Annotated in this window: 9 protein-coding genes; 8 read left to right on the forward strand and 1 reads right to left on the reverse strand. The window is 41.3% G+C overall.

Translation table 11 applies throughout. The features are described 5' to 3' along the window. Positions 1 to 23 precede the first annotated feature (23 nt). The 8 genes from BUB91_RS14410 to BUB91_RS14445 all read left to right on the forward strand — a co-directional run bounded on the left by BUB91_RS14410 (position 24) and on the right by BUB91_RS14445 (position 9,647). Positions 24 to 1,340, forward strand: coding sequence for a TldD/PmbA family protein (locus BUB91_RS14410; RefSeq protein ID WP_073099994.1), 1,317 nt, complete (start codon positions 24 to 26; stop codon positions 1,338 to 1,340). A gap of 131 nt (positions 1,341 to 1,471) precedes the next feature. After that, a complete protein-coding gene (locus BUB91_RS14415; RefSeq protein ID WP_073099995.1) occupies positions 1,472 to 2,092 on the forward strand; it encodes a DUF4159 domain-containing protein in 621 nt (206 codons plus the stop codon). 9 nt (positions 2,093 to 2,101) lie between these two features. Continuing rightward, positions 2,102 to 3,094, forward strand: a complete 993-nt coding sequence (locus tag BUB91_RS14420) for an AAA family ATPase (protein ID WP_073099996.1) — start codon at positions 2,102 to 2,104, stop codon at positions 3,092 to 3,094. A 5-nt stretch (positions 3,095 to 3,099) separates the two neighbouring features. Further along, positions 3,100 to 3,996, forward strand: coding sequence for a DUF58 domain-containing protein (locus BUB91_RS14425; RefSeq protein WP_073099997.1), 897 nt, complete (start codon positions 3,100 to 3,102; stop codon positions 3,994 to 3,996). A gap of 1 nt (position 3,997) precedes the next feature. Then, positions 3,998 to 5,242, forward strand: coding sequence for a BatA domain-containing protein (locus tag BUB91_RS14430; RefSeq protein ID WP_073099998.1), 1,245 nt, complete (start codon positions 3,998 to 4,000; stop codon positions 5,240 to 5,242). 125 nt (positions 5,243 to 5,367) lie between these two features. Further along, positions 5,368 to 7,455: a tryptophan-rich sensory protein gene (locus BUB91_RS14435; protein ID WP_241652619.1), complete on the forward strand. Its 2,088-nt coding sequence runs from the start codon at positions 5,368 to 5,370 to the stop codon at positions 7,453 to 7,455. Continuing rightward, on the forward strand, positions 7,448 to 9,193 hold the full coding sequence (locus BUB91_RS14440) for a hypothetical protein (protein WP_073100000.1): 1,746 nt from the start codon (positions 7,448 to 7,450) through the stop codon (positions 9,191 to 9,193). The genes BUB91_RS14435 and BUB91_RS14440 overlap by 8 nt, the downstream gene beginning before the upstream one ends. A 151-nt stretch (positions 9,194 to 9,344) precedes the next feature. Beyond that, entirely contained in the window at positions 9,345 to 9,647 is a 303-nt protein-coding gene (locus BUB91_RS14445; RefSeq protein ID WP_073100001.1) for a hypothetical protein, read from the forward strand. 146 nt (positions 9,648 to 9,793) lie between these two features. On the opposite strand, the gene BUB91_RS21490 is transcribed toward BUB91_RS14445, so the two are convergent. Further along, the coding region (locus tag BUB91_RS21490) for a transposase (protein ID WP_139250536.1) at positions 9,794 to 9,958 on the reverse strand (165 nt) is incomplete at its 5' end.

The following is a 9,958-nucleotide window of genomic DNA, read 5'->3' on the forward strand; positions in this document are numbered from 1 at the left end:
ATCTAACAATTAATACAAGTACAATGGCAATATATTCAGAAGAAGAAGCACGTAAGATATTAGAGAAGGCGATGAGCTTTTCTAAGGCTGATGCGTGCGTGATTAACCTTGGCGGAAGCGAAAGTGGCAATATTCGCTATGCACGGAATACGGTTTCCACAGCTGGTCACCAGTCTAATCAAACCCTTGCGGTGGAAGCTAGTTTTGGTAAAAAATCAGGAACGGCTACTATTGATGAATTTGACGATGCATCCTTAGAAAAAGTGGTGCGCCGCGCAGAAGAGCTGGCACAACTTTCTCCCGAGAATCCGGAATTTATGGCACCGCTAGGCCCACAAACCTATGATGAATCGGTGAGTTATGTTGAAGCTACAGCAAATACAACACCAGAATTTCGTGCTCAAGTCGCGGCAAAGAGTATCAAGCCTGCAGGCGAAAAAGATGTAACTGCAGCCGGATTTTTGGATGACGGAGCAGGCTTTAGTGCTATGCTCAATTCTAACGGACTTTTTGCTTACAATAAGTCTACAAACGTAGACTTTACCGTCACGATGCGTACCAATGACGGAACAGGTTCTGGTTGGGTGACGCGTGATTATAATGATATTACAAAATTTAATGCAGAAGAAGCATCGGCGATAGCAATTGATAAGGCGGTGATGTCTCGTGAGGCTAGAGCAATCGAACCCGGGCGTTACACGGTGATTCTTGAGCCCGCTGCCGCAGAAGAGCTTCTCGGTAATATGGGCCGTTCTTTCAATGCGCGTACCGCAGATGAGGGTAGAAGCTTTATGTCTAAAGAAGGTGGTGGAACCAAACTAGGAGATAAAATTGTTGATGAGCGTGTGACTATTTGGTCAGACCCTTTGCATCCGGATGTGCCTACATCAACCTGGAGTGGTGATGGCTTACCGCGTAAAAAAACAATGTGGGTAGAAAACGGTGTGGTAAAAAATCTGGCATACGACCGTTATTGGGCATCGCAACAAGGTGTTGAACCCGTTTCTTATCCCAGCAATATGATTATGCAGGGCGGCGATGCCTCGCTTGATGATATGATTAAAAGCACAAAGCGTGGAATTTTGGTTACGCGATTCTGGTATATTCGTTCAGTAGACCCGCAAACACTATTGTTTACAGGACTTACCCGTGACGGAACGTTCTATATCGAGAACGGTCAGATTAAATATCCTGTGAAGAATTTTCGTTTTAACGAAAGTCCTATTATTATGCTCAATAATCTGGAGGAACTGGGCGAGCAAGTGCGTGTCAACGGTAATCTCATCCCGTATATGAAGATTCGTGACTTTACTTTTACCAGCCTTTCAGACGCTGTATAAACTTTCAGTACAAACAAAAACTGGTTACTTCAATATCAAGTAGCCAGTTTTCTTTTTTCAAGGAAATTAGTGTGGTTTGCCTTTCGGCGAAATCCAAACCGCATAAGCAAACTTAAACCGCACCGTTTACATTGAATAACGATTTTTTCTTTACAAGATTGCAATACGAGTCAGGCGACTGGGATGTTGACCAGCGTATGCCGTCTAACTTGCTCAACTCGTTGGTAGAATATACAACACTTAACATTGACACTCGGGAGAACATCATTTCACTGAGTAGTGATGCGATTTTTAAATGTCCGTTTTGTTACATCTCCGGGCATAAATTGGTGCAGTTCACTCCTAAAGAGCGTGAGAATTTTGGGAACTATGTGAAGAATGGTGGTTTTGTGTTTGCAGATGATTGCAATCACGACATTGACGGACTTTTTGCTAAATCTTTTGAGAGGCAGATGGAAGAGATTTTTGGTCCTGATGAACTTAAGAAAATCCCCAACGACCACGAGCTTTATTCCTCGTTTTTTGAATTTGATGATGGTCCGCCCACAACCTCTCAAGAGCTTAACGGCTGGGGTGATGACCTGGTGCACGAATACCTTAAAGCCATTGTAATCAATGGACGCATTGGGGTTTTGTACAGCAATAAAGATTACGGTTGCGAGTGGGATTACGACTTTAGGAACAAGCGATTTTATAGAATAGACAATACACGATTTGGGGTGAATATTGTGATGTATGCCCTTACCTCTTAACTCAAAACTATGGATAACGAATTGGTGAAAATCGAGCAGGAAGTAAACAGTCTTACGGCGAAAATTACCCAGCTAAAGCAAGAAATTGGCAAGATAATTATCGGGCAGGAAGAGACGATAGAACAGCTCTTGATTACCTTTTTGGCGGGTGGTCACGCGTTGCTTGAAGGTGTCCCCGGGTTGGCTAAAACCTTGATGATTCGAACATTGGCAAAAGCCATAGACTTAGAATTTAAGCGTATTCAGTTTACGCCAGATTTGATGCCGAGTGACATTATAGGAACCGAAATACTCGAAGAAGACCAGACTACCGGAAAGAAGTTTTTTGAATTCAATAAAGGACCTATATTTTCAAACATCATCCTTGCTGACGAGATCAACCGAACTCCGCCTAAAACACAGGCCGCTTTGCTTGAAGCGATGCAAGAATTTGAAGTGACCTATTCCGGGAAAACTTATTTGCTGGATAAGCCGTTTTTTATTTTGGCAACACAAAACCCAATAGAACAATCGGGAACTTTTCCGTTGCCGGAAGCGCAACAAGACCGGTTTTTGCTCTACATTCGCATTGGGTATCCCACAGAAACAGATGAAACAGCCATTTTAAAAGCAACAACGAGTTCGAAAAAGGCTAAAGTCAATTCTGTTATTTCCGGAGAAGAGATTATTCGTTTGCAGGAGTTGGTGCGCGAAGTTCCCATAAGTGATGATTTGATTACCAAAGTGAGTAAAATCATTCGCGCCACGCGACCGGAAACTAGCACAGACGACTATGTGAAACAATGGGTGAGTTGGGGTGCCGGACCACGTGCCGGTCAGGCGATGATTTTGACGGCAAAGGCGAGAGCATTGGCTCAGGGCCGACTTTCAGTCACACCAGCCGATTTAAAGTTTGTTGCGTTTCCGGTGTTGCGCCACCGTGTAATTGTGAATTTTAAGGCCGAAGCCGCAAACATTACTACCGATATGGTTACACAAAAACTACTCGACAACATTTTATAAAGCCGATGCAAACCAACTATCGAGAACTCTTAAAACCCGAAATCCTTCACGAAGTGTCAGGACTCAACCTGCTGGCCCGGGTGGTTGTTGATGGCTATTTACAAGGTTTGAACCGCAGTAAAAGTCTGGGCAGCGGGATGGAGTTTAGTCAGTATCGCGGGTATGAGCCGGGCGATGACTTACGCTTACTAGACTGGAAGATATTGGCCCGTTCGGGACGGTATTACATCAAGCAGTCTGAGGTAGAATCTCAGGTTTCGGTGAAGTTTATCCTCGACGCGAGTAACTCGATGTTGCATCAGGAAGGCGATTTGACAAAGATGGATTACGCCCGGGTTTTGGTGGCGAGCCTGTCTTATCTCACACATAAACAGGGGGATGAAGTAGGTCTTTTCGCTTTAAGCGAAAACAACTTAACTACGATTTATCCTAAAGCCAGTGTGCAGTATTTTAACCGCTTGTTGCAGGAATTGCTTAATGTTGAGAATGCTGGAAAATGGCCGTCAAATGCTTGTTCTAATGAACGACTGCACGAACGTGGGCGTAAGGAACTCATCTTTTTTATTACAGATATGTATGAGCATGGCGAAGAACTGACGGAGTTTACAAAAGCATTGAAAACTTCCCGAAATGAGGTGGCGGTATTACAGATTTTAGGGAAGGATGAGGCAAATTTTGAATATAGCGGGACGGTAACTTTTGAAGATTTGGAAACTGGCACAAAGCTTAAAGTTTCATCAAAAGAAGCCCGAACGCATTATCTCGAAAATTTAGAAAACCAACTTAAAAACACAGAAGAATCCCTGCTGAATCAAGGCATAAGCCATCAGGTATTTACAATGGGCGAACCACTGGGCGAAACCCTGAACCTGTTTTTAAAAAAACGCATAAACCTGGTCTGATATGTTTTTTGCCAATCCGATGTATTTATGGGCTTTGCTGGGACTCGCCATTCCCGTGGTCATACATTTGTGGAGCAAGAGCGAGGGTAAGACCATCAAGGTGGGCAGCATCTCATTACTCCAGAAATCTGAAACTACCCAGAGTAACAGGCTCCATCTCAATGAGTGGATATTATTACTCTTACGTATGCTTGCCGTGACCTTACTCGTTTTTATATTGGCGGAGCCTTTAGCTAAAACAAAAACCAAAAAGAAGGATTTGGTCTATCTTATTGAACCTGATTTGATCAAAATATCATCTTTTAAATCCGTGTTTGATAGTCTGACAGAAAACCGGGAAGTAAAACTCTTGCAAAAGGATTTTGCCACGTACAATCCTGAAGATTCTTTAGCTAAAATAGGTGTGGTAAACTACTGGCAGTTGGTCCAAGATTTTACACAGTTAGATGCCGATAGTATCGTGGTTTACTCACAATCTTTGGTAAAAGGTCTGAAAGGCAAACGCCCTGAAATTAACGAAAATGTCAACTGGATTACGATTGATTCTAGCTCCACATTTGAAGAGGTTTTACAGCTACGTCAACTGCAGGATTCTGTGGAGGTTTTGAAGGTGCAAAGCAATAACGACAAACTGTATTTTTCAAAAGAATTTTTAACTTCAAATGAAGTTCAAGATTTAACGGAAGGAGTTGTGGTCATTCCAACCGACACTATTCATATTGTTGTTTCAGCGATTGATTCGCTGGCTGCGCAAATTCCATATTTCAAAGCGAGTCTTAAAGCCTTAAGCAGTTATTTGGAGCAACCAATAACTTTTAAGGAGGTTGAGAACGACGCTGAAATTGATTTAGATACGGATGTTTTTATTTGGCTTCAGCCAAATAGTCCACCAGAATTTGAAGGTGTAACGCTATTCTATAATCCTGATGCATTTGCAACTCATTTAATTGAGCGGATTGATTCTAAAAAATATACGTTAACGCAACGTATAACTCGAAAAAACGCAGTTGCAAATCATCTTCCCGAACAGTTATTGCCATTACTCAACCTGCATCCGGAACTAGAGGTCGAAATTGATAAATACGACAACAGAGTATCTTCTTCCGAAGGTATACAACCTTTAAAAATTGATAGCGATAACCAGACCGATAAAGCATCGATAATACCTTTTACACCGTGGTTTTGGTTGGCTCTTGTACTCGTTTTGATAGTTGAACGCATTTTATCTCGAATACAAAATCAATGAGCAGCACTGGGCAACATAGCGTTTTAAACTTTAAGCAACGGTGGCAAACCCGGTTGTGGTTGCAAGTCCTGTTGCTTGCTTTGATACCAGCAATGCTGTTGTTCTTGCTGACCGCTAAACTTTTAATGAGCTTTATTGTTTTTGTATTTTTCAGCGTATTGGGGTTAATGCTTTTTAAGCCCTTTACGTTACCTATTACTCAGGTAATTAATTTTATCGATAGCAGTTTACAAAACTCAGAATACAGTGCGGGCTTGGTTTTTCAATCTAAATCAGAGCTGACGAGTTTAGGTCAAATCCAACGCCACAGAACCGAAGAAAAGTTAGCTGCAGAACTCAGAGATTTACAACCACCGGTACATTATAAGCGTTTTGTTATTTTCCTTTTGGGAGCCCTTGCAACCATGCTAATTGTATTTACAGTTTTTAAAGCAACAGATACACTGTCATCGAATCATTCTGTAAAGCCTGAAAATGAAATGATCGTTCGGGCAGTTGATTCTTCTGAAGGGCAACAAATTCCTCCTAAAATCATCAAGCAATCGGTAAGGGTGCGCTATCCGGCATACACGGGTCTGGGTCCACGCAGTAGGGAAAGTATGGATGTCAAAGCCCTTGAAGGTTCACAAATTACGTGGAGCTTGCAGTTTGATCAAAAGGTAGATTCTGTTTTTATGGAAAGTCAGTCGGCACACTATGTGATGCAATCAAGCGGGGATACGTATCAAAGAAGTCAGCAATTATCGGCTTCCGGGTTTTATAATTTTCGGTTTGTGGATACGCTGGGCAAGGTCTACGTTTCAGATTTACACAGTATCGAGACAGTGTATGATGAGGCCCCACAAGTGGATATTTTCAATTTGGATCAGTTTACTTCTTTTGAACCAGATGATGAAAAAACCATTCGATTTGATACGCAAATCATCGATGATTATGGCATAGGTGAGGCCTTTATCGTGGCGACGGTGAGCCGCGGTTCAGGAGAATCGGTGAAGTTTCGGGAGGAGAAAATACCTTTTAATTCCGCTATAGCGAAAGGAACAAAACAGCAAGTGCTCTCGCAACAGCTCAACCTGGATGCTCTTAATATGGAACCGGGCGACGAACTCTATTTTTACGTGCACGCACAGGATTTAAAAACACCAAAACCCAATGTGGCGCGAAGTGAAACTTATTTTACAGTCATCAAAGATACCACGCAATATGAATTTATAGAGGCAGGCGGAATGGGAGTAGACCTAATTCCGGATTATTTTAGAAGTCAGCGCCAACTCATAATAGATACCGAAAAGCTCATTAAAAACAAGCCAAATTTAAGTACTAAAGAATTCAATTCCACCAGCAACGAACTAGCTTTTGACCAGAAAAGTCTGCGGTTAAAATATGGCGAATTTATGGGCGATGAAGCTGATGGAGCTCTCACAGCGCAGCAGGGCAATCCCGGTATAATTGAAACAGATAATGAGGATCCACTCGCTGAATACTCACATAAACATGATAGTGCTAACGAGCACAATCTGGTAGAAGAAGAGCACGATCACGAAAGTGAAGAAGGTGGCGAAAACCCACTTGAAAACTATGTGCACAATCACGAAGATCCCGAGGAATCTACCCTGTTTGCCAAGTCGCTTAAAAGTAAGTTGCGCGAGGCCTTGAACATTATGTGGGATGCGGAGTTGCATTTGCGTATGTACGAGCCGCAACAGTCGTTGCCGTATCAATATGAAGCATTAGAATTGATTCAGGAAATAAAAAACAGTTCACGTATTTATGTGCACCGCATCGGGTTTGATCCGCCGCCCATCAAGGAGGACAAGCGGTTGAGTGGCGAACTTAAAGATGTGGATAGCTTCATAAAACAGGAAGATTTTGAGGATTCTGAGAACTTTGAGGCTTTACGCAAAGCGATTTCCAGACTAGAAAAATTGATTGCACTTAAAGCGAAAATTACTCCCGCAGACCAGCAGCTTTTTGAAGAGGCTGGGAATGAAATGGCAGTTTTGGCGATTGAACATCCCGGAAATTATCTGGAAACCCTGCAGCAACTCAAATGGATTTCTCAAAATCTGGATACAAAAGTTGAAGATTTGAAGCGTTTACAAAACGGACTTTTAAAGGCATTGCCCGAGCAGGAAGCAAATCCCACGAATTCAAAATCACGCTATAGCAAACTTGATGCTTTGCTGGTAAAAAAGTTGGATGCCGATGAGTGATTTGACTTTTATCAATAGCGATTATTTGATACCGGTGCTGGTCGAAGCAATTGTATTGTTTGTCGTTTTTTTAATCAAGGAATGGCCCCGAAAAAACGGCGGTGGTTTCATTATTCGAATCTTGATTGGACTGGTAGCAGTTTTAGCTTTATTGGCAATCTCCTTAAAGCTTGCACATCTCACAACCGTTGAGGGAAAGCAAGGTGTATTGTTGACTTTGGGCTATCAGGAAAAGAAGTTGGATAGTCTTAAAAAATTAAATCCCCAACTCACAGAGCTGGTCTATAATGGCCCTATTTTACAACCCCAGATAGATTCTTTGAACAAAATAATTGTTTTGGGAAATGGGGTGCAACACTATGATTTTTGGCAGTTAGGAGATAAAAATATAGAATTTTTAGAAGGTGAAATCCCTGCCGGAATTGATAAAATCAATTTTAAAACTAGTGCGGTTGAAGGAGAGGATTGGAGCGTTAAAGCAAGATATTCTAAACCTAAAATAGGAAATCAAATCGTGTTGCAAGCTCCCGGAAATTTACCGTTGGATTCTGTGCAATTTGACGAAATTCAGGATACGGTTTTTTTGCTTCAGGCAAAATTAAAGACGCCGGGCAATTTTGTGTATGAGTTGGTGGAAAAAGATTCTACAGGGATAGAAATCAAGCGCGAACCGCTTCCGTTACGCGTGCAACCTGATCAGCAATTGAGTATTGTAATGCTCAACGCTTTTCCCACTTTTGAAATTAAGTATCTAAAGAATTTTCTTGCGGAACTCAATCATCAGATTTTAGTCCGCAGTAGGCTGACACAGCGCCGGTATAAGTATGAGTATTTCAACCGAGAGCGGCAAACCTTTCAAAGTTTGACCGCTGCAACTTTAGAAGATGTAAATCTCGTTATTCTCGATGCCGGAGCATGGCAGTCACTTTCACGAAAGGAGCAGAACCTAGTTCGCACAGCCGTGGAGCAGGAAGGATTAGGTGTTTTTCTGATGCCGGACGAAAACTCGTTTTATGGCAATCAGCCGCTGGCAAATTTTGATTTTACACGTACAGCGCATAGCGAAATTAACTTAGAAAACGGAGTAGGTGTCTCCACTTTTGGATATGTGTTTAATTCTAAGTCAGATATGAGTACTACTTTAAAAAGTGGAAATTCTCTTCTGGCAGCGCAGCAATTTTTGGGTTTTGGTAGCGTGAGTACTACAGTATTGGCAAATACCCATGAATTACAACTTAAAGGGAATAAGGTTGCTTATAAAGCGGTATGGAGTGAAATTTTAAAACCTGTTTTAAAGGCTGAGGATGAGGTGGTGTTCTGGGAAGATTCCCATCAATCGGTTTATAAGAATGAGCCTTACGAGATACAATTCAGAACAGCACTTAAAGATTTTATAGTAGAAGATACCAATGGAAATACGATTCCCATTTCTGGAAATCCGGATATCGAAGAATTATGGAGCGCTACTTTTTACCCGGAGCAATCCGGTTGGAATCAATTGCAGATCACAACCGATTCTATTGTTTCAACCCATTCCTATTATGTTATGGAGTCTTTATCTTGGAATGCAAAATCAGCCCGTGAGCGAATCATAGCTAACCGGAATTTCTTTAAAAGCAATGCTTCTGAAGAAAATAAGTTCTATCTAAAACAACCTGTTAATCCATTATACTTCTTTGTGATTTTTCTTCTGGCAATGGGCTATTTATGGTTAGAACCTAAACTGGCGAGCGATTGAGGATTATATTTCATAAGCTCTTAAGGTTTTTCTTAAAAAATAGGCTTACGGGTGTATTATTAGGAAAGCTTTAGCACTTGATGCTAAAGTATAACTAAGACATCTTGTTAAGCGGTTTATGCTTTGTAAATTAGAGTATAAATCAAAGATAATGAAAACTTTAATCACCATATTCAGTATAGTAGTAATCAGCTTAAGCGGCTTCAATTGCCCGGAATCAATAAATGAGGATGTTGTTCAAAACCAACTCACTTTTGACGGATATGAAGGCGGTTATTACTTTTTTACTAATGCCAACCAACAAGCTGTTGTTTTAGAAGTTGATGAAGAAACTAAAAGTCCAGATCTAGTAAATGGTAATTTAGAAGGAGAGACTTTTAAAGTTGTTTATACACCGGTAGAAAGAACCGCAACTTCCTCTACACAAGGGATTATAGAAACTGTAAATAAATAATAAATCAACTCCCGATTTATTAATAAAAAGAGGCCGTCTAAAAACATTTAGGCGGTCTTTTTGGTTTCTGGCTACAGCTACTTTTTTTGGTTTTCTGGATTGGGTAGGATTGTTAATCGTTAAGCGTTAAAAGGTTTTGGCTGCCTTTAGATGACCAAAGCTAGCTTTTTGAGGTTGTGGGCCATAGCAACCAGCCCTATTTCTACATTTACTTTTTCGATTCCTCTTAACGCAAAGCGCTTAAAGTTCATATTGTGTTTTATATCCCCAAAAATGGCTTCGATATCCCAACACCGTTGTTTACGGTGGGC

Source organism: Leeuwenhoekiella marinoflava DSM 3653 (assembly GCF_900129005.1).
GTDB lineage: Bacteria > Bacteroidota > Bacteroidia > Flavobacteriales > Flavobacteriaceae > Leeuwenhoekiella > Leeuwenhoekiella marinoflava.

Excerpts from the sequence above, each read along its gene's own strand:
- BUB91_RS14440 (WP_073100000.1), top strand. The coding sequence starts at position 7,448 with ATGAGTGATTTGACTTTTATCAATAGCGATTATTTGATACCGGTGCTG.
- BUB91_RS14420 (WP_073099996.1), top strand. The coding sequence starts at position 2,102 with ATGGATAACGAATTGGTGAAAATCGAGCAGGAAGTAAACAGTCTTACG.
- BUB91_RS14435 (WP_241652619.1), top strand. The coding sequence starts at position 5,368 with ATGAGCTTTATTGTTTTTGTATTTTTCAGCGTATTGGGGTTAATGCTT.
- BUB91_RS14430 (WP_073099998.1), top strand. The coding sequence starts at position 3,998 with ATGTTTTTTGCCAATCCGATGTATTTATGGGCTTTGCTGGGACTCGCC.
- BUB91_RS14410 (WP_073099994.1), top strand. The coding sequence starts at position 24 with ATGGCAATATATTCAGAAGAAGAAGCACGTAAGATATTAGAGAAGGCG.
- BUB91_RS14425 (WP_073099997.1), top strand. The coding sequence starts at position 3,100 with ATGCAAACCAACTATCGAGAACTCTTAAAACCCGAAATCCTTCACGAA.
- BUB91_RS14445 (WP_073100001.1), top strand. The coding sequence starts at position 9,345 with ATGAAAACTTTAATCACCATATTCAGTATAGTAGTAATCAGCTTAAGC.